We start from the raw sequence: 19,593 nt of genomic DNA, 5'->3' as shown, positions 1-19,593 counted from the left end.
CAGCCGTTGATCCTGGCTGCGCCAGGGACGACAGACTTCGATGGAATTCCCACGTAAGGTCGAGACACTTCGATCTGGAGGAGAGGCGATGTCGGAAACGGTAGCTGATCAATTTGCCGCCATCCTCGCCGCCGCCGGCGTGAAGAGAATCTATGGCGTCGTCGGCGACAGCCTGAATGGTCTGACCGACGCGCTGCGCCGGCAAGGCAAGATCGAGTGGGTGCATGTGCGACACGAAGAGGTTGCCGCGTTCGCCGCGGGTGCCGAGGCGCACCTGACCGGCGCGCTTGCGGTCTGCGCCGGCAGTTGCGGTCCGGGCAACCTGCACCTGATCAATGGCCTGTTCGACTGTCACCGGTCGCGGGTGCCGGTGCTCGCCATCGCCGCGCACATTCCCTCGGCCGAGGTCGGCTCGGGCTATTTCCAGGAAACCCACCCGCAAGACCTGTTCCGCGAGTGCAGCCACTACAGCGAGCTGGCCGGCAGCCCTGCCCAGATGCCGCGCGTGCTGGAAGTCGCCATTCGCGAGGCGATCGGCCGGCAGGGCGTGTCCGTGGTCGTGCTGCCTGGCGACGTCGCGCTTCAGAACGCACAGGATGCACCGCCATCGAAACCCGCCGGCCTGCTGCCGCGACAGCCGATCGTCGTTCCTGCGCGCGATGATCTCGAAAAACTCGCGGCCCTGCTCAACAGCGATGCCCGCGTGACCTTGCTGTGCGGCTCCGGGTGCCAGGGCGCGCACGACGCGCTGTTGGCGCTGGGCGAGCGGCTCAAGGCGCCGATGGTGCATGCCCTGAAAGGCAAGGAGCATGTCGAAGGGAACAATCCCTACGACGTCGGCATGACCGGACTGGTCGGCTTTTCGTCCGGCTACTACGCCATGCTCGACTGCGACGTCCTGCTGATGCTGGGCACGGACTTTCCCTATCGCCAGTTCTATCCCAAGGGTAAATCCGTTCGCATCGCACAGATCGATATTCGCCCCGGGCAGATCGGCCGGCGCGCGGCGGTCGATCTCGGCCTGGTCGGCGACGTGCGCGCCACGATCGAGGCCCTGTTGCCACTGCTGGCCGAGAAGCGCGACCGCGCCCACCTGGACAAGGCTGTCGCCCACTATCAGCGCACCCGGCGCGATCTCGACCAGCTCGCTATCGGCAAACCCGGCAAGCGGCCCATCCACCCGCAACAGATCGCCAAGGCCATCAGCGACCTGGCCACCGACGATGCCATCTTCACCTGCGATGTCGGCCTGCCCACGGTGTGGGCGGCACGCTACCTGGCAATGAACGGCAAACGGCGACTGATGGGGTCGTTCTGGCACGGCTCGATGGCCAATGCGATGGCACAGGCCATCGGCGCACAGGCGGCATTCCCCGGACGCCAGGTGATCTCGCTGTCCGGCGATGGCGGCTTCACCATGCTGATGGGAGACCTGCTCAGCCTGCCGCAGTTGGGCCTGCCGGCGAAGATCGTGGTCTTCAACAACGGCGCGCTGGGTTTCATCGAGGTCGAGCAGAAATCCACCGGCTTCCTGCCCACCGGCACCGAACTCAAGAACCCGAACTTCGCGGCGATGGCCGAAGCCGCCGGCATCCGCGGCATCCGGGTCGAAGACCCCGCCGACGTCGAAAGCGGCATCGCGGCGGCCCTGAAGCACGACGGCCCCGTACTGGTCGATGCGGTCGTGGCCCGCACCGAACTGCCGATCCCACCGACCGTCACGGCCGAGATGGCCAAGGGTTTCACGCTCTATATGCTGAAGGCCGTGTTCAGCGGACGCGGCGACGAACTGGTCGATCTCGCCCGCACCAACTTGTGGCACTAAGATGGGCTTCCCGGGAGCGCGGGCGTCTCGCCCGCATCGGTGCGAAGCGCCGAGAGATATGAGCGGGCCGGAGGCCCGCGCTCCCAGGAGCGCGAGTGCAGTTCGCCGTGGGCTCAGCGTGCCTGATCGGCGATCTCGCGCTCTGCGTCAGCCAAGGCCTTGAGCTCGACCAGCAGGCCCTGTCGCTCATAGCGGCGACGGGTGCGGCTGAAGCGCACCACCACGGCGTAGCGGGCACTCTTCGCCTTGGCACGGCGCGTGAGCAGAGCGTCGCCGCTTGCCAGGAACATCAGATCGTCGAGGCCCGCGCAGGGCAGACAGGAAGGACCTGGAGTCTCCATGATGAGGAGATCGCCCTTCTGCTGGCCGCAGCGATGGCATTTCCATTCCTTGTTCAGCGGTTGGATGACGACCAGCTCCGGCGGACGGCTCGTCTTTTCGACGAGGCGTTCCCGCTTCTTCTCGGACAGTGTCGGCGACATCCAATGCGTGCGGTACGCCTGCCCGACAGCGGGGCTTCCATCGGCACTGAAACGCAGAACCTGCCGCTGCGGGGTGCGCGCGACGTACTCCGCCTCGTTCGCGATCAGGCCCTTTGCCTTGACCAGGACCACAGCAGCTGGATGGCCTCGTCGATCCGTTGCGCGTTGATCTGCATGACGCTTTCGAGGTCGTCGGCCCGCCCGTGCCGCCAGTCATCGATCAGGCTCCCCGGGAGCCACCCGATGCCATGGAACACGTCGATGATACTGACATCGCCCTGTGCCGCCAACGCAGCCTCGGCGACACGCTCAGCAAGCGGTTCTGGTTCTTGAGTCTCATTGCACAGCTACATGATCGACCGGATCGCCATCACATCGTGGCGCCGATCTTCCACGGCTCGAACTCGTCGTCGCCAATGCCCAGCGCCTCGCTCTTGGTCTTCTCGCCCGACGCCACGCGCAGGATGAGGTCGAAGATGCGCTGGCCAGCCTGCTGGATGCTCTCCTCGCCGTCGACGACGGTGCCGCAGTTGATGTCCATGTCGTCGGTCATGCGGCGGTAGAGCGCGCTGTTGGTCGCCAGCTTGATGGAGGGTGTCGGCTTGCAGCCGAAGACGCTGCCGCGGCCCGTGGTGAAACAGAGCACGTTGGCGCCGCCGGCGACCTGGCCGGTGGCGGCCACCGGGTCGTAGCCCGGCGTATCCATGTAGACGAAGCCGCGCGCGGTGATCGGCTCGGCGTACTTGTAGACCTCGACCAGGTTGGTGGTGCCGCCCTTGGCCACCGCGCCCAGCGACTTTTCGAGGATGGTGGTGAGCCCACCCGCCTTGTTGCCCGGCGAGGGGTTGTTGTTCATCTCGCCGCCGGTCTTGGCGCAGTGATCCTCCCACCAGCGGATGCGCTCGACGATCTTCTCGCCGACCTCGCGGCTGACGGCGCGGCGGGTCAACAGATGCTCGGCACCGTAGATCTCGGGTGTCTCGCTGAGCACCGCGGCACCGCCATGGCGCACCAGCAGATCGACCGCCGCGCCTAGCGCCGGGTTGGCCGAGATGCCGGAGTAGCCGTCCGAGCCGCCGCATTGCAGCGCCAGGGTCAGGTGACCGGCCGGCACGGTCTGGCGCGCAACGGCATTGGCCTCCGGCAGGATGTCCTTGATGAAGCCCACGGCGCGCATCACGGTCTTGGAGACGCCGCCCTCATCCTGGATGGTCATCGGGATCATCTTCGGACCGGTGTTCAGTTTCTCGGCGTTCATCAGGCCCGCCACCTGGTTGGCCTCGCAGCCCAGGCCCAGCACCACGACGGCCGCCATGTTGGCATGACGTGCGTAGCCCGCCAGGGTCCGGCGCAACACGTCGATCTCCAGGCCGGTCGAGGCCATGCCGCAGCCGGTGCCGTGCGTGAGCGGCACGATGCCGTCGATGTTGGGGAACTGCTCCAGCAGCGGCGCCACCTTGTTGGCAATCATGCGGCTGGTGGCGGCCGAACAGTTCACCGTGGTGACGATGCCGATGTAGTTGCGGGTCGCGACCCGGCCGTCGTCACGCACGATGCCCTGGAACGTCGCCCGCTGCGCCTCGGGGACATGATCGGTGGGTCGCGCATCGGCACAGAAGGCATAGTCGCGCTCGAAGTCGCCCATGACGCAATTGTGCGTGTGGATGTGCGTGCCCGGCGGCAGATCCTCGGTGGCGAAGCCGATGATCTGGTTGTACTTGCGGATCGCTTCGCCTTTCGTCACCGGCGCGGTCAGGATCTTGTGGCCGGGTGGCACACGCTGGATCGCCGCGACGCCCGGCTCGACATCGGTACCCGGCAGGATGTCCATGCGGGCGACGACGACGTTGTCGGCGGCGTGCAGACGGATGGCGAGCGGCGCGGTCATGGGCGAACCCTCCGAATGGTCGGTCTTTGCCGCACTCTAGACCGGGCCGGGCGAACCCGGCCAGCACGGCCCGTGACCGCCCCGGAACCGCGCGACTCCTCGCACCTTACTGAATAAATAAGTGGTTGCTCACTTCTACGGAACTCACTATATGGGCCCACGACGATCGAACACGTGAGGTTGACATGTTGGTCTGGGGATCGGGAGGCAACTCCGTCGAAGCCGTTCGCGACGCAGGTGTTGGGCCCTGCTCCGTATGCCAGGGCAATCAGCCGTTCCGGATCCTGCTGAACTACCGGTACGCACATCTCTGGTACCTCTTCAGCTGGGTCACAAAGCGCCAGTACGTGTGCCAGTGCACACGCTGCAACAACGGCCATATCGTTGAGCCGCGCGCCATCGCCGACAAGCTTGGCAAGACGGATCCCATTCCCTTCATGCGGCGCCGCGGCTGGCTGGTCGGCCTGGCGCTGCTCGTCGCCCTGGGCGGCGCGATCGCCGTCTTCGCGCACCAGCACGACCAGGACGTGGCGACATATGTCGACCAGCCGCGCGTCGGCGACATCTACCGTGCCGACCTGTCGAAGGTGTCCAAGGGCTTCACGCAAGCGCCGGCGTATGGACTGATGCGGCTCGAAGCGATCGAGGGCGATCAGTTCGTCTTCCGCATCGCCGACAAGGCCTACACTGGGCGCAAGGGCGTCGGTAAGGACGTCACCAACCGCGCCTACCGCAACGCCCAGTATTTCAGTGCGGAGGTCGTGCGATTGCCACGGCAGCAGGTGCACCGGCTGCACGAACAGTCGGTGATCTACGACGTCGACCGCCAGACCGCGACGCCCTGATGGCTCGCGCGTCCGGGCAAGACAAGACACGCGAACGAGTCCATGCTTGTCCCGCACGAACCAGCCGCTGGCGGCTCAACCGGACCGTCGCGGCGACAGGGAGCCGTTCGGCATGCGCGGCACCATTCATCATCTCGATCTCACGGTGAAAGACCCCTGGGTATCGCGTGCCTTCTATGACGCGGTGCTGGGCTTCATGGGCTACCGGCGCGTCAAGGAAGACGATCGCGGCTTCGACTGGAACCTCCAGACACCGCACGCCGGATTCTGCTCGATCGGCATCGTGAGGGCGGATGAAGCTGGCCGATCCCGTCCGCACAGTCGCTACGCGCCCGGCCTGCATCACGTCGCCTGGCAGGCCGCCAGCCGTGCCGATGTCGATCAACTCCACGAGCGCCTGGTGGCGATCGGCGCCACCATCCTCGATCCACCGGCCGAGTACCCGCAGTACAGTCCGGGCTACTACGCCGTCTTTTTCGCCGACCCTGATGGATTGAAGCTCGAGTACGTCCACGCGCCCTGACTCCGGCGCTGCGCATCGCTGGACGTCCGGGCCGCGCAGGCGCACACTCAGCAGGTCCCGATTTTTCCGACGTGAACCCACGCGACCCCTTGTGTCGCCGGCGACGGAGGGACCGATGATCAAGATCACGCACTGGCGGGGCTGGGCCGGACGCCTCGAAGAGGAAGCGCTGGCCATCTGGTTGGCGGCGCAGGATCCGCGCATGCCCTGGGGCGCCCAGCTCATGGCGCTGCTGGCGACAGCCTATGCCTTCAGCCCGATCGACCTGATCCCTGATGCCGTGCCGGTGCTGGGCCTCCTCGATGATCTCGTTCTGGTACCGCTGGGGCTATGGCTGGCACTGAAACTAACCCCGCCGGTCGTGCTGGCCGATGCCCGTGTCGAAGCCACCCAGCGCCTCGACGAGGGTCTTCCGGTATCGCGTACCGCTGCCATCGTGATCGTGCTGCTGTGGATCGCGCTCGCAGCCGCCCTGGTCTGGTGGGCGTGGACTGCGTGGATCCGCTGAGCGGCAGGATGGGGCCAACAGAGGTACGTGTACCCGGACAATTTCTGACTCGAATAGGTCAGCAAAGTTGCTAGTTTTCGTCCTTCGGTACGGCCCGCACGGGCGGGCGGAGGGACAAGAATGGACACGTTGACGTTCTGGGAGGGCAAGTGGCACGAGGGCAGCCCGGCGCTGATGGGCCCGCGCGACCACGGCTTCTGGCTGGGCTCGATCATCTTCGACGGCGGCCGCGCCTATGAGGGCTGCGGCCCCGACCTCGACCAGCATTCGGCGCGCGCCGTCAGGTCGGCGCGGACGTTGGGTCTCAACCCGACCAAGACGGCCGAGGAAATCCTGGACCTCTCGAAAGAGGCCATCCGCAAATTCGGCGACAAGGCCGAGCTCTACGTGCGGCCGATGTTCTGGGCCACCAAGGGCGGCGCGGGCCCGATCTCGGTCGACCCGGACAGCACGCAGTTCTGCCTGTGCGTCTATGTTTCGCCGTTGCCCAACGGCCCCGGTCAGGCGATCGGCCTGTGCCGCTCCATCCGGCGCCCGACGCCGGAGAGCGCGCCGACCGACGCCAAGGCGTCGTGCCTCTATCCCAACTCCTCGCGCGGCGTGGCCGAGATGCTGGCGCGCGGTTTCCAGAACGGCGTCGTGCTCGACGCCCTGGGCAACGTGGCCGAGACCTGCAGCTCCAACATCTTCCTGGTGAAGGACGGCGTCGCCATCACGCCCGCCGCCAACGGCTCGTTCCTCGCCGGCATCACGCGCAACCGCACCATCAAGCTGCTGCGCGATGCCGGCGTCGCGGTCGAGGAGCGCACGGTGAAGCCGGGTGAGTTCGATACCGCCGACGAGATCTTCACCACCGGCAACGCCGGCAAGGTGCAAACCGTGATCCGCTATGAAAGCCGCGACCTGCAGCCGGGCCCCGTGTACCGCAAGGCGGCCGCGCTCTATCGCGAGTACGCCCACGCGCACCGGGTCTGCTGAAGACTGCATTGTCCGCGCCGTAGCAAGCGCACCGCAGAGGGGCCAGGCGATTCGCCTAGCCCCTTTTTATTTGGCCCCTGATTCCTTCAATCGGTAATGCTTATTAAATCCATTCTAAAAATATGGTTGAACGAGCGATAGGCGCCCTCTAGGGACTCAACCATGACGCAGCCGTGGCCAACGGCAGCGCAGGCGTTGGGGGGCGTAGTGATGTTGAGTCGGCATGGCGCGGGTGTTTCGCGAGCGGTGCGGCGTGCGGCATTGATGAGCGGCGTGACGCCGGCTGTGCTTCTCGCTCACGTCGCGACGTCCTCGGCGCAGACGGCCGACCCGGTGGTCACACTGGATCCGATTCAGGTCCAGGCGCCGACCTTCGGCACCTCGGGGATCGTGGCGACCCACTCGACGGCCGGGACCAAGTCGAACACGCCGCTGCGCGAGGTGCCTGCGGCCATCAGCGTCGTGACCCGCGAGGAGCTCGACCGGCGCGGCGTGCAGGATTTCAACGCCGCGGTCGGCTACACGCCGGGCATCCGTGCCGTCGACTATCCCGGCGGCCAGGGCGCCGCCGACATCTATATCCGCGGCTATCGCGCCATCAATTTCCTCGGCATCTACCAGGACGGCGTGCGCGGCGGTTTCAACAACTACGACTCCAACATCGAGACCTACGGGCTGGAGCGCATCGACATCATCAAGGGCTCGGTCTCCGCTCTCTACGGCCAGGGCACGCCGGGCGGCGTCGTGAACCTGCTGACCAAGCGGCCGCTGTTCGAGCGCCTGAACGAAGTGCAGGTCCAGGGCGGTAGCTTCAACCGCGTGCAAGGCGCCTTCGATCTCAGCGGTCCCGTCAACGACCAGTTCGCCTACCGCCTGACCGGCCTTGCCCGCGATGCCGACTCTCAGGTCGCCCACACGCCGGATCGCCGCCTCTACATCGCGCCGGCGTTCACCTGGAAGCCGAACGCCGACACGTCGTTCACGGTGCTGGCCAACCACCTCTGGCTGCGCCGCGGCGGTTCCGAGCAGAGCCTGCCGATTTCGGGCACATTGCGGCCGAATCCCAACGGCCGCCTGTCCCGCGATCTGTTCCTGGGCGAACCCGACTTCAACAAGGAAGCGATCAAGAGCACGTCGGTCGGCTACATTCTGGACCATGCCTTCAGCGAATCGTGGCGCCTGCATTCGATCACGCGCTACAGCACGACGGACACCGAGTACCAGGCCATGGGCGCCAGCAACGGTGGCGCTCTCACCAACAATCGCTTCTACAAGCGAACACCTTATGCGCGGCGACAGGATTCGGAAGGAGTCCTCACCGACAACCACATCGAAGGCAAGATCACGACAGGACCGTTGCAGCACACGATCATTGGCGGCATCGACTTCGCGACCTATGTGCGCCGCGACCGGCGGTGGATCGGCGCCACGGCCGATCTCGATGTCTACAACCCGGTCTACGGCGCACCGATCATCCTGCCGGCAGCACCCAACGTGCGCGCCACCCAGAACATCCAGCAGCTCGGCGTCTATGTTCAGGACCAGATCAAGGTCGGCGGCCTGATCGTCACCCTGGGTGCCCGCCAGGACTGGGTCACCAGCCGCACGAAGAACGGCATCACCAACAGCGCCGTGCATCGCGAGGACAAGGCGTTCTCCTACCGCGTCGGCGTGGGCTACGTGTTCGAGGCCGGTATCGTGCCCTACGCGAGCTACTCGACGTCCTTCAACCCGCTGCCCTTCAACCGTTCCGACGGCAAGCCGTTCGAGCCCAGCAAGGCGCGGCAGTTCGAAGCCGGCGTGAAATACCAGCCGCCCGGCATCAACGGCTACGTGACCGCCTCGGTCTTCAACATCACGCAGACCAACGTGGCGACCGCGGATCCCAACAATCCCGGCTTCTTCAACCAGACCGGTGAAACGCGCTCGCGCGGCTTCGAGCTCGAGGGCAAAACGACTCTGACCGAAGGGTTGAGCGTGATCGGGTCCTACGCCTATCTCGACGCCAAGGTCACCAAGGACACGGTGCTCAAGGGCAAGCGCCTGGAGAAGGTGCCGCGGCACAGCGCCTCGCTGTGGCTGGACTATGCTTTCCAGAGCGGCGACTTCAGAGGCCTGCGCCTGGGGGCCGGCGTGCGCTATGTCGGCCGCACCACCAACGCCACCAACGTCGACAAGATCCCAGGCTATGCGCTGTTCGACGCCTCGATCAGCTACGAGGTCGGCAACCTCATTCACTCACTGGAGGGCCTCAAGCTGTCGGTGAGCGCCGCGAACCTGTTCGACAAGCGCTATTTTACGTCGAGCTTCTATCAGGGGACCGTGCTCGAAGGTAACCGGCGGACAGTCTACGCAACCCTCAGCCATCGGTTCTGATGCACGCGGCATCAGCGATTGTCATCGAGCCAGATCTTCAGTCGGTCGAGCTGGGCAAAGAGCTGTTCCAGTTCCGCCGGCGACCAGCCGCCAAAAGCCGGCGCCAGTTCCCGCGCAAAGATCGCGACGGCCTCGTTGTGGCGCGCGAGCCCGGCCGGCGTCAGGAACAGCACCTTGGAACGTCCGTCCTCGGGGTTCGCCTGCTCGCGTAGCCAGCGCTTGGCCAGCATCTTCTGAACCGTCTTGGTGATCCCCGGCTGCGGCTGCTGCATGGCGCGCGCAATGCTCATCACCGTCTTGCCTTCCGTCAGCCGGTGACTGAAATGGTTCAGCATGATGAACTGCGGCAGCGGCATATCGAGTGGCCGGAGCAGCCGGTTGGCCTGCGTGCCGACCAGCTGGTCGATGATGCCGATCCAGTTGATGATGCGGAACGGCAGCGGCGTTGGACTGGCCGGCACCGTCCCGGTGGCTTCGGTGCCGGTGGCCGTGCCCGACATACGGCGTGTTGCTGCCGCCATGCTCAACCCATCACGATACTGTCGGGCGACCGGCGTGGCGCCGGTCCCGGGGTGGCAGCATAGCCGAGGCGGAAGAACATCTGCACCGTCAGGCTTTCGGGCGTGATCGTTGCCTTGTGGATGGCGCGGTAGAGGTCGGCCATTTCGGGATACTCCTGCAGCGCCTGGCTGTGCGGCTGCATGGCCACGCCCAATTCGGTCGCTTTCAGATTCAGGCGGGCATAGGCACGGCCGGCAAGCACCTGGGCCGATCGCCCGTGGCTGGGTGCCGCGATCCAGCCGAAGGACGTCGCATTGGCGTAGGGCGCCAGGATGTAGTCGCGTCCGCCCTGCCACGCTGTCGTGCCCGGCGTCATGGCCTTTTCGTGCGTGACGAGCCCGAATTGGCGTCCGAACCACACGCCGGGACCGCGCAACACCAGGCCATCGCGATGGGCCGCGATCTCGGCGGCACCGATACGCAACCGGTCGATGCTCTCCTTGTGGGTGCGCGGCGTGTTCATCTCGATATCGCTGGCCTTCGTCGCGATGTCACGCAAATCGCCGGCACGTCCGTCGCTGACCGCGAAACCCAGTGGCAGCGCGCTCGCCGCGTTGTGCACCACGATCAGCGCCTGCCGGTGCGCCTCCGTCAGCGGCCGTCCCTCATACGGCGTCTTGGTCGAACGCCGGCGCGGGATCTGGGCGAACAGCGGATCGACCTTGAGCGCCGCGTCCTTCGCCAGCCTGACGCGCGCAACGGGCCGCCCGTCAATACGATCCATCGCGAATTCGCCGTCGGGAAACAAGACGATATCGGCCCGATAGCCCTCGGCCGCCAGCGCCAGGCTCAGCAGTTCGAGAAAGGCGCCCTGCCCGACCACGATCTGGCGACCAAACGGGTCGGTTTCCGGCAGCAGGCGATCGCGATCGACATGAAGGACGATTTCGTCAGGCCGCTTCAGGTCCACCAGCCACGACTGCATGTTGTGCGGGTTGGGCGCCAGCATCGCCCAGGCGATCGCGCGCCGCCGCGGATCGCGTTCCTCGGTCTTGGGCCCGCTCCATCCCTCGATCGCCGAGGCCGGCATGGCGTCCAGTCGCGGCACCGCTAGCGCCGCACCTGCCGCCACGATTGCACCACCACCCAAAACGCGGATGAAATTGCGCCTGGCCATCATTCTCGCCTCCTCCATTCCATGGAATGTGTATATATTCCTCGGAATGAATAATGGCAAGCCCAAAATATTCCTTGGAATGTTATCGGTGGCGGCCCGGTGGTAGCAGGTAGTTCGCGATCAGCGCATAAGCTTCCCGCTCGACGATGCCGCCGGCCAGAAGGTCCCGGCGCTCGGTGACCGCCTTGTGCGTCAGTGCTTCCAACGCCGTCTCGACGACGACCGCCGCGACCGCCGGGTCCAGGCCCCGGCGCAGCATCCGGGCATGGCGGCGCAAGTGGCCTTCGAGCGCCTGGGTGATCTGCCGGCTGGTATCCATCGCCTTGGCCATTCGACCTATGCGCGGCACCTGCTCGACCAGGATCTTGTGCAATACCGGATCAATGCGGTGGGAATCGACTCCGGCTCTGATCGCGGCGCGCAGGCCGCCTTCCAAGGTCGCGGCTTCGGGGCTTTCCAGGGCCCGTCGGTTGACGACGACGATTTCGTTGGCGTGCCGCTCGATCAGCGCGGCGACCAGTGCCTCCTTGTTGGGGAAGTACTGGTAGAGCGACCCGACGCTGACGCCGGCCCGCTCGGCGACGCGCGCCGTGGTTGTCCCATCGTATCCCCGCTTCACCAAAACCTGAGCCGCCGCCGTGACCAGCGCATCCACGGTGGCGCGTGAACGAGCCTGACGTGGCGATTTACGTGGGTTTGTCGCAACGGATCTGATGGCCAAGCCCGTGTTCCCGAATGCGAATAGGAAATGTGACGAAACATTCGCATATTGAAAGAGATGCGGCAACGGAGATGCTGATGACAACGTCACCGAACGGAGTTGTTCTTGTAACTGGCGCCTCCTCCGGTCTGGGGCAGGCCATGGCGCGTCATTTCCGGCAGCGCGGACTGCGCGTCTACGGCACCAGCCGTCAGCCGCGCGGATCGCATGACGTCGCCTGGCCGATGCTCCAGCTCGATGTGCGATCCGACGCTTCCGTCCAGGCGTGCGTCGACGACGTCCGGGGTGCTGAAGGACGCATCGACGTCCTGATCAACAACGCCGGCTATGCCTTCGTGGGCGCGGTCGAGGAAACCAGCGTCGCGGACACCCGGGACCAGATGGAGACGAACTTCTTCGGTGTCATGCGGATGATGAAAGCCGTGTTGCCGGTGATGCGCGATCAGGGAGCCGGGCGCATCGTCAACATCAGCTCGCTCGCCGGCATCGTGGGCGCCCCGTTCCTGGGCGCCTATGCGGCCAGCAAGCATGCGCTGGAAGGCATCTCCGAGGCGTTGGCGCACGAACTGCGCGGCACGCGGATCCACGTGACCCTGGTGGAACCCGATGGCATGCGCACCGGGATCGGTTTTCACCATCCCGACAGCGACAGCCCGCTCTTAGCAACTCGGCGCCGCCGGATGCTGGCGATGCTCCAGCAGGCGACGGCAGAACAGGGTGGCGGTACCGACCCCGACCTGCTGGCCCACGCCGTCGCGGATTCGCTGGAGAGTGATCGTCCACCGTTGCGCATCGTAATCGGCGAAGCCGCACAGGCGCTGATCACGGCATGGCGCACGCTGCCCGACGCCGCCTTCGGCGACCTGCTGGCCGCGCGCCTGGAGGCCGATCCCGGCGCTACTCGCACATGAGGATGCATCCATGACCAGCTTTTCGATTTCAGCGCAAATCGCCGCCATCACCGATGCCCGGCGCCCCAACGTCCTCGCCGACTACGCCGTTCAAGGTCAGGCGATGCTCGGCGTCATCCGTATCCCACCCGAGGGAACCGACGGCTTCTGGGAGCGGCACGACGATGGCGACGAACTGCTGATCATCATTGCCGGACGACTGACAATGACGCTGCGATCAAGCGAACATGCGGACCAGACACACCACGTCGGCCCGGGCGACGTGCTGCTGATCCCGCGCGGCGTGGCGCACAGCGGCAAGCCGCACACACCGGAGGTCCAGATCCTGTTCGTCACCCCGCGCAGCGGCAACGTCGCGTGGAGCGACCACCCCGATGGGCCAAAAGCGGCACGAATAGGCGGTTTACGCCGCTTTGCCGAGATCCTCGCCGGCAAGCGCGCGGTCGATCAGATGCACGACGTTGTCGCGGCCGTAGAGCTTGATGAAGGCGCCCATGCGGGGTCCCTGCTCGCTGCCCAGCAGAACCTCATAGAGGGTCTTGAACCACTGGCGCAGCTCGGCTTGCGCGAAGTGCCGCTTGCCCGCTTCGTAGACCTCGTTCTGGATGAACTCGGCCGTGGCATTGTCGGAGATGCGGCGCAGCGTATCGGCGAGATCGGTGAGCGCCGCGCGCTCGGTCGGTGTCGGCAGCCGGAACTTCTTGTGCGCCTTCACGAAGTCCACGTAGTAGGCCACCGCGTTGGTCAGCAGCCGGTCGAGGTAAGGCGCGTTCTGCTGCGTGGCGCCCGGCACATAGCGGCGCAGGTACTGCCACAGCACATTCTTGTCGTCGGTGTGCGCTACGCCAGCGAGGTTCAGCAGCATGGCGAAACTGACGCCGCCGGCATGATGCTCGGGCGCCTTGCCGTCATGGATATGCCAGGCCGGATTCTCCAACGCCTTGGCCGGATCCTCGTTCGGCAGCTTCTCGACCAGCGATAGATACTCGTCGACGGCGCGCGGGATGACGTCAAAGTAGAGCCGCTTGGCGCGACGCGGCTGCTGGTGCATGTACAGCGACAGGCTCTCCGGCGGAGCGTAGCGCAGCCACTCCTCGACCGAGAGCCCATTGCCCTTGGACTTGGAGATCTTCTTGCCTTCCTGGTCGAGGAAGAGCTCATAGTTGAACCCTTCCGGCGGCCGCCCGCCCAGGATCTTCACGATTCTGGCGCTGAGTTCGGCCGACGGGATCAGGTCCTTGCCGTACATCTCGTAGTCGACACCGAGCGCATACCAGCGACCGGCCCAGTCGGCCTTCCACTGCAGCTTGACGTTGCCGCCGGTCACCGGCGTCTCGACCAGGCTGCCATCCTCGTCGCGGTAGACGATGGTGCCGGCATCGGCGTCGGTCTTCACCACCGGCACCTGCAGGACGCGGCCGGTCTTGCGGCAGATCGGCAGGAAGATGCTGTAGGTCTGCTGCCGCTCCTCGCCCAGGGTGGGCAGCATCAAGGCCTGGATCTGGTCGTAGTGGTGCAGCATGGCGCGCAGCATGGGATCGAAGCGGCCCGACTTGTACCAGTCGGTGCCTGACTGGAACTCGTAGTCGAAGCCGAACGAATCGAGGAACGCGCGCAGGCGCGCGTTGTTGGCGGCGCCGAAGCTGGGATACTCGTTGCTGAACGGATCGGGCACCGCGGTCAGCGGCTTGCCCAAGTTGGCGGCCAGCATCTCCTTGTTCGGCACGTTGTCGGGCACCTTGCGCAGCCCGTCCATGTCGTCGGAGAAGCAGAACAGCCGCGTCGGGATATCGGACAGGCGGCGGAAGGCCTGGCGCACCATGGTGGTGCGCACGACCTCGCCGAACGTGCCGATATGCGGCAGGCCCGAGGGGCCGTAGCCGGTCTCGAACAGCACGTAGCCCTTGGCCGGCGTTTTCGACACGTCAGCCCCGCCGAGCCGCGCGATGATCTTCCGCGCCTCCTCGAAAGGCCAGGCGCGTGCCTGCTCCGCCAGTTGTCGCTCCGTGCTCATGATGACCGTTGCTCTCGGAAGTCCTGCAAATACCGCGCTCCCGGCGCGGAACAGGCCAACCTACGGGCGGTGGTTCATAGCGTCAACGCTTCTCACCGCCACAGGCTCAGAACGACACGGCACCCAATTCGTCGAAGATATATTGCTGGTACGCCGACAATGTCTCCTTGTCGGCGCACTCGATGAACAGGCCCTCGCAGCGTTCGCGCAACCGGATGTTGGCAGCGAAGTAGGGATTCTTGGGCAGGCCGGCCACATCGATGATCAGGCCGCCCAGCAGCGCAATGTCGAGCACGGGATACGCCAACGCCAGCCGATAGCCCGACCGCGGCAGGCCGCCGCCGGCCTGGATGTTGAAATAGGTCACGAAATCCGCCGGCACCTGCCGACGCTGGGGACGCTTGGCCTGGCCGCGCAGCAGGCCTTCGAACGACGGTTGATGGTCACCGAAATGCGCCAGCACATAGGGCTGGCCGCGCCGGCTGAGCGCGGTATCGAAGTCGCGCAGGGCGTCATTGGACCACTGGAGCCGGGTCAGGTAGTCGTTGAGCTTGACGTTGAGCTCGGGCTCGACCGCCGGGAATGTCGGCCGGTCATCACGCGGCGGCTGGCCATTCAATGCCGATCCGTGCGGGCCATGCTGCTGCAGCGTCAGCACGAAAATGAACAATGGCTCGCGATCGGGTTTGGCGTCTTCCTCGGCAATCACCTGGCGCACGTAGTCCAGCAGTTCGCGATCCGAAAGGTCCCAGTAGCCTTCGCGCTTGCCGCTGATGATCAGGGGATGCGGCAGGACCTGGTCGAAACCATACATCGGATAGGCAACGGCGCCGCCATAGGCATGCTTGTTGACGGGATACACCACGACCGTCCGGTACCCCAGCGTCTTGAGCCAGCGCGGCAGGGTGTACTTCACGCGCGGCAGGACCTTGGCCGGCGCGAACTGTCCGGCCTGGCCGAACATCGAATGCGGCATGCCGCTCAGGAAGGCGAATTCCGACAACCATGTGAGGCCGCCCACCACATGCACGCGCAGCGGCCCGACGGCGGCACTGTTGGCCGATCCGGTCAGCATCGGCCGCTCGCACAGGAGCGGCGAACAGAACGGCAGCACGGTCTGGGGATTGAAGGTCGACTCCTCCAGCACCACGACGATATCGGGTCGGCCGGTGGTAACGACCGGCGATGCCGCCGTCCCCGTCGCCAGCCACGGCACCAGCGGCGCTGCGAAGACCGGCCGCTTGAGGCCGGTATGCATGGATGACGCGAAGAAGCGGCTGACCAGATCCCAGTCACTGTTGGCCGTCGACGGATCGGCATCCTCGGCCGTCACCACCCCCAGCGGCCCCGGACCGGGAACGACGATCCCCAACCCCGCCAGCGACGCGACAACTGCAGCCACCGACGCCCAGCGTCGCCGCCGCGCGTGCCATGGCGCTTCGAGCTTGATCGCCGCGGTCCAGTACGCAATGAACGCCACCATCCCGCCGAGGAAGATCCACGACAGTTGCGGATAGCCGTGCAGCAGCAACTCGCTGATCTCGGGCCGCAGCAGCAACGAGACGTCCTCGATCAGCATGGGCGCGCGCAGATACTCGTATTTCGCGCTCGACAGCCCATGGATGGCGATGATGAGCAGCGCCACCAGCCCCAGGCTGAATGCCGGTCGGCGCGTGAAGCCGTACGCGAAGAGCGCCAGCAGCCCGAAGATCAGGAACACGTAGGCCTGCTGGGCACGTCCGCTTTCGTCCCGCAGAACGAGGTGGACCATCCACCCGACGCACAGGATCTGCGCGCCCAGCAGCAGCACGCTCAGGAATGTCTGGATGCGTGAGGCGCTGTGGAAATCAGCATCGGCGCGGCCGGTGACCACGTGCGAACCTTGTCACTATTCCTTCTTGGAACTGTAATGATATATGAAACAAATCTGTCAAATAAAAGGCTTCCTCGCCTTCTCTGCGAAGGGAAGGTTTTGACTGTGCTATGTCCGCCCCATGAGCCAGAGCCTGCCGCCCATCGGCGGCGCCCGAAGCCCGTCCGCGGCACTGGTCGTGACCGCGCGGTCGGCCGTTTGGGCCGGCTGGGATGGCGCCGTCGATGTCCTGACGCTCGAGGCCGCACGGTCACGGGCGACCCTGGAGATGCCGATCGTCTGCCATCTGCCGGCAACGGCGCGGCGACTGGGTCTGGACGTCTTTCCGGCGCGCGATGTGCTGGAGCTGTTCGCCTTCGTGCGGCCGGCAACCTTCTGCCTGCCCACAGTGCGTGGCCTGGCGGAGGCACTGGACCTGCCCATCCCGGCCAACACCGAGGCGGAGGCCCGCACCCTGATCGCCGTTGCCGGCACGTTGCTCGACGACGTCGCCGATCGCGCCCATCGCGAGCCGCCGGAGACCCAGGCACTGGCGCTGGCCATGCATCATGGCGGCTGGACATGGGGCCCGCAGGTCCTGGATGCGCTGGGGATTGCTCCCGATACGCCGCGGCCGCGCGGATTGGCCGGTCTGGATGCCTGGAAGCGGCTGCCGGTGTGGGAGGACGATCCGCCGGCCACGCCACCGGCATCGCATCCGGTGGAACCGCCGGAAGCCCGCCTGCGCCTGGCCCAGTTGCTGGCGCGTGGCGGCCTGCCGGCGGAGCCGCGACCGACACAAAGCGACTACGCCTCGGCCGTATCACTGGCGTTCCGGCCGCGCGACCGCGAGGGCGAGCCGCATGTCGTGCTGGCCGAAGCCGGCACCGGCGTCGGCAAGACCCTGGGCTATGTCGCGCCGGCCTCGCTGTGGGCCGAGAAGAACGGCGCACCGGTGTGGATTGCGACGTTCACCCGCAACCTGCAGCGCCAGATCGACAGTGAACTCGACCGCCTGCACCCCGACCGCATCGCCAAGCGCACCAAGGTCGTGGTCCGCAAGGGGCGCGAGAACTATCTCTGCCTGCTGAACTTCGAAGAGGCGGCGATGCGGGCCATCGGCAATCCCGCCAATGCCGTCGGGCTGGGCCTGCTCGCGCGTTGGATCGCGGCGACGCGCGATGGCGACATGATGGGCGGCGACCTGCCGGCCTGGCTGGGTGCCCTGATCGGCCGCAGCCGGTTGATGCGCCTGGCCGACCACCGTGGCGAATGCATCTACGCCGGCTGCGAGCACTACCGCCGCTGCTTCGTCGAACGAACGATCCGCCGCGCCCGGCATGCCGACATCGTGGTCGCCAACCACGCGCTGGTGATGATGCAGGCGGCGATGGGTGGGCTGGACGACAACGCGCGACCCAGTCGCTACGTGTTCGATGAAGGCCATCACCTGTTCGATGCCGCCGACGGCGCGTTCGCGGCACACCTGACCGGGATCGAGACCTCCGACCTGCGCCGCTGGCTGCTGGGCGCCGAGGGCCGGCGCGGCAGTCGGGCCCGCGGCCTGGAGCGCCGGGTCGGCGAGTTGGCCGAGAACGACTCGGCGATCCTGGGCTCGCTACGCGCATTGCTGATGGCGGCGCGAGAATTGCCGGCAGCCAACTGGCAGACGCGGCTGGGCGATGGAACGGTGTTGGGTGCCGCCGAGGAGTTCCTGGCCCTCGTCCGGCAGCAGGTGCTGGCCCGGACCACGGCCGACGAGAGCGCCTATGGCGTCGAATGCGATGTGCGCCCGCCCGGACCGGGCGTGACCGACGCGGCACAGGCCTTCGCCGAGACGCTGGAGCGCATCCTGCGGCCGGCAACGGCCCTGCGCCAGGCCCTGCGTGCCCGGCTGGACGACGAGGCGGCGGAGCTCGATACGGCGGCCCGCAACCGCATCGAGGGCGTGTCCCGCTCCCTGCTCAATCGCTGCGAGCTGCAGGTGCGCGCCTGGATCGCGATGCTGCGCGAACTCGACTCCGAGACGCCTCGCGAGGCTTTTGTCGACTGGTTCGCTCTCGAGCGAATCGACGGCCGCGAAATCGATGTCGGCATGTATCGCCACTACCTCGATCCGATGGAGCCGTTCACCGAGGCGGTCGTGAAGCCGGCACATGGCGTCGTCGTGACGTCGGCGACCTTGCGCGACTGGAGCGGCGCCAACGACCCGCCGCCCTCGCCGCCGATCGGCGTCGCCACCGAGGAAGCCGCGGACTGGAAGGTGGCCGAAGCGCGCACCGGGGCGCGCCACCTGTTGGCGCCCGCGATTCGCGCTGCCGTCGCCTCGCCGTTCGACTATGCCGCGCAAACCCGGGTGATGGTCGTGCGTGACGTCGGTCGCGAGTCGCTCGACCAGGTCGCATCGGCTTATCGCGAGCTGTTCCTGGCTGCCGATGGCGGCGGGCTTGGCCTGTTCACGGCCATCGGACGGCTGCGTGCCGTGCACGACCGCATCGTGGGACCATTGGAGACCAACGGCATCACGCTGCACGCCCAGCATGTCGGCGGCATGGACGCCGCGACCCTGGTCGACATCTTCCGCGCCGAGGAACGATCATGCCTGCTGGGCACCGATGCGGTGCGCGACGGTGTCGACGTGCCTGGTCGTTCGCTGCGGCTGATCGTGTTCGACCGCGTGCCGTGGCCGCGGCCGGACATCCTCCACCGCGCCCGCAAGATTGCCTATCGCGCCGAAGGCCATGCGCCCAACGCCTACGACGACATGCTGACACGCTTCCGGCTCAAGCAGGCGTTCGGCCGCCTGGTGCGGCGTGCCGACGACCATGGTGTGTTCGTGATGTTGGATAACCGGCTGCCGTCACGGCTGATGACGGCGTTTCCGCCGGGCGTATCGATCCAACGCCTCGGCCTGGCCGACGCCATACGCGAAACCCGCGCATTCCTGGAGTCGGCAGGCCGCCCCGCGTGAGAACCTCTCCCGCTGGCGGGA

The 19,593-nt window shown here is 66.3% G+C and carries 16 protein-coding genes and 1 pseudogene; 9 read left to right on the top strand and 8 right to left on the bottom strand.

Annotation, left to right across the window (positions count from 1 at the left end; genetic code table 11):
* Positions 1–88 precede the first annotated feature (88 nt).
* The gene (poxB, locus tag FQU96_RS29675; RefSeq protein WP_146544998.1) at positions 89–1,825 is read left to right on the top strand and encodes a ubiquinone-dependent pyruvate dehydrogenase; all 1,737 of its coding nucleotides are present in this window, start codon (positions 89–91) and stop codon (positions 1,823–1,825) included.
* Positions 1,826–1,938: 113 nt separating this feature from the next.
* Here the strand turns inward: poxB and FQU96_RS29670 are convergent, their stop codons facing one another.
* From FQU96_RS29670 to FQU96_RS29660, 3 genes are all read right to left on the bottom strand, one after another.
* Complete coding sequence (locus FQU96_RS29670; protein WP_146544997.1) at positions 1,939–2,439, bottom strand: hypothetical protein; 501 nt, start codon at positions 2,437–2,439, stop codon at positions 1,939–1,941.
* Positions 2,412–2,597 carry a hypothetical protein gene (locus FQU96_RS29665; protein ID WP_146544996.1) on the bottom strand — a complete coding sequence of 62 codons (186 nt, stop codon included), beginning with the start codon at positions 2,595–2,597 and terminating at the stop codon, positions 2,412–2,414. The genes FQU96_RS29670 and FQU96_RS29665 overlap by 28 nt, the downstream gene beginning before the upstream one ends.
* Before the next feature lie 80 nt (positions 2,598–2,677).
* Positions 2,678–4,195 carry a UxaA family hydrolase gene (locus FQU96_RS29660; protein WP_146544995.1) on the bottom strand — a complete coding sequence of 506 codons (1,518 nt, stop codon included), beginning with the start codon at positions 4,193–4,195 and terminating at the stop codon, positions 2,678–2,680.
* Between the two features lie 185 nt (positions 4,196–4,380).
* Between FQU96_RS29660 and FQU96_RS29655 the strand changes: the two genes are divergently transcribed.
* From FQU96_RS29655 to FQU96_RS29635, 5 genes are all read left to right on the top strand, one after another.
* Positions 4,381–5,040 carry a hypothetical protein gene (locus FQU96_RS29655; protein ID WP_146544994.1) on the top strand — a complete coding sequence of 220 codons (660 nt, stop codon included), beginning with the start codon at positions 4,381–4,383 and terminating at the stop codon, positions 5,038–5,040.
* A 46-nt stretch (positions 5,041–5,086) separates the two neighbouring features.
* Positions 5,087–5,563 (top strand): VOC family protein, encoded by a 477-nt coding sequence (locus FQU96_RS29650; RefSeq protein ID WP_255468620.1) that lies wholly within the window; start codon positions 5,087–5,089, stop codon positions 5,561–5,563.
* Between the two features lie 115 nt (positions 5,564–5,678).
* Positions 5,679–6,071, top strand: coding sequence for a YkvA family protein (locus tag FQU96_RS29645; protein ID WP_146544993.1), 393 nt, complete (start codon positions 5,679–5,681; stop codon positions 6,069–6,071).
* 120 nt (positions 6,072–6,191) lie between these two features.
* A complete protein-coding gene (locus FQU96_RS29640) occupies positions 6,192–7,049 on the top strand; it encodes a branched-chain amino acid aminotransferase (RefSeq protein WP_146544992.1) in 858 nt (285 codons plus the stop codon).
* Between the two features lie 264 nt (positions 7,050–7,313).
* Positions 7,314–9,425 (top strand): TonB-dependent siderophore receptor, encoded by a 2,112-nt coding sequence (locus FQU96_RS29635; protein WP_178130779.1) that lies wholly within the window; start codon positions 7,314–7,316, stop codon positions 9,423–9,425.
* A gap of 11 nt (positions 9,426–9,436) precedes the next feature.
* Here FQU96_RS29635 and FQU96_RS29630 read toward each other — a convergent pair whose 3' ends face one another.
* From FQU96_RS29630 to FQU96_RS29620, 3 genes are all read right to left on the bottom strand, one after another.
* On the bottom strand, positions 9,437–9,946 hold the full coding sequence (locus FQU96_RS29630; protein ID WP_146544990.1) for a MarR family winged helix-turn-helix transcriptional regulator: 510 nt from the start codon (positions 9,944–9,946) through the stop codon (positions 9,437–9,439).
* Between the two features lie 2 nt (positions 9,947–9,948).
* On the bottom strand, positions 9,949–11,106 hold the full coding sequence (locus FQU96_RS29625; protein WP_146544989.1) for a twin-arginine translocation pathway signal protein: 1,158 nt from the start codon (positions 11,104–11,106) through the stop codon (positions 9,949–9,951).
* Positions 11,107–11,185: 79 nt separating this feature from the next.
* Entirely contained in the window at positions 11,186–11,758 is a 573-nt protein-coding gene (locus FQU96_RS29620) for a TetR/AcrR family transcriptional regulator (protein WP_255468619.1), read from the bottom strand.
* 80 nt (positions 11,759–11,838) lie between these two features.
* Between FQU96_RS29620 and FQU96_RS29615 the strand changes: the two genes are divergently transcribed.
* On the top strand, positions 11,839–12,735 hold the full coding sequence (locus tag FQU96_RS29615; RefSeq protein ID WP_146544987.1) for an SDR family oxidoreductase: 897 nt from the start codon (positions 11,839–11,841) through the stop codon (positions 12,733–12,735).
* Positions 12,736–12,745: 10 nt separating this feature from the next.
* A pseudogene (locus FQU96_RS43190) lies at positions 12,746–13,066 on the top strand (cupin domain-containing protein); the annotation flags it as partial.
* Positions 13,067–13,138: 72 nt separating this feature from the next.
* Here FQU96_RS43190 and FQU96_RS29605 read toward each other — a convergent pair.
* On the bottom strand, positions 13,139–14,749 hold the full coding sequence (locus FQU96_RS29605; RefSeq protein ID WP_146544986.1) for a lysine--tRNA ligase: 1,611 nt from the start codon (positions 14,747–14,749) through the stop codon (positions 13,139–13,141).
* A gap of 106 nt (positions 14,750–14,855) precedes the next feature.
* The gene (locus FQU96_RS29600) at positions 14,856–16,622 is read right to left on the bottom strand and encodes an LTA synthase family protein (protein ID WP_146544985.1); all 1,767 of its coding nucleotides are present in this window, start codon (positions 16,620–16,622) and stop codon (positions 14,856–14,858) included.
* A gap of 121 nt (positions 16,623–16,743) precedes the next feature.
* Between FQU96_RS29600 and FQU96_RS29595 the strand changes: the two genes are divergently transcribed.
* On the top strand, positions 16,744–19,572 hold the full coding sequence (locus FQU96_RS29595; protein ID WP_146544984.1) for an ATP-dependent DNA helicase: 2,829 nt from the start codon (positions 16,744–16,746) through the stop codon (positions 19,570–19,572).
* Positions 19,573–19,593: the final 21 nt, after the last annotated feature.

Source organism: Reyranella sp. CPCC 100927, assembly GCF_007859315.1.
In the GTDB taxonomy this organism is placed as follows: Bacteria; Pseudomonadota; Alphaproteobacteria; order Reyranellales; family Reyranellaceae; genus Vineibacter.
The sequence above is the reverse complement of the archived record's forward strand: the minus strand, read 5'-3'. Positions and strand labels throughout refer to the sequence as shown.

Bases quoted from the DNA above. Each gene is read 5' to 3' on its own strand.
- FQU96_RS29640 (WP_146544992.1), top strand. From the start codon at position 6,192: ATGGACACGTTGACGTTCTGGGAGGGCAAGTGGCACGAGGGCAGCCCG.
- FQU96_RS29655 (WP_146544994.1), top strand. From the start codon at position 4,381: ATGTTGGTCTGGGGATCGGGAGGCAACTCCGTCGAAGCCGTTCGCGAC.
- FQU96_RS29595 (WP_146544984.1), top strand. From the start codon at position 16,744: ATGAGCCAGAGCCTGCCGCCCATCGGCGGCGCCCGAAGCCCGTCCGCG.
- poxB (WP_146544998.1), top strand. From the start codon at position 89: ATGTCGGAAACGGTAGCTGATCAATTTGCCGCCATCCTCGCCGCCGCC.
- FQU96_RS29635 (WP_178130779.1), top strand. From the start codon at position 7,314: ATGAGCGGCGTGACGCCGGCTGTGCTTCTCGCTCACGTCGCGACGTCC.
- FQU96_RS29660 (WP_146544995.1), bottom strand. From the start codon at position 4,195: ATGACCGCGCCGCTCGCCATCCGTCTGCACGCCGCCGACAACGTCGTC.
- FQU96_RS29605 (WP_146544986.1), bottom strand. From the start codon at position 14,749: ATGAGCACGGAGCGACAACTGGCGGAGCAGGCACGCGCCTGGCCTTTC.
- FQU96_RS29630 (WP_146544990.1), bottom strand. From the start codon at position 9,946: ATGGCGGCAGCAACACGCCGTATGTCGGGCACGGCCACCGGCACCGAA.
- FQU96_RS29615 (WP_146544987.1), top strand. From the start codon at position 11,839: ATGCGAATAGGAAATGTGACGAAACATTCGCATATTGAAAGAGATGCG.
- FQU96_RS29625 (WP_146544989.1), bottom strand. From the start codon at position 11,106: ATGATGGCCAGGCGCAATTTCATCCGCGTTTTGGGTGGTGGTGCAATC.
- FQU96_RS29645 (WP_146544993.1), top strand. From the start codon at position 5,679: ATGATCAAGATCACGCACTGGCGGGGCTGGGCCGGACGCCTCGAAGAG.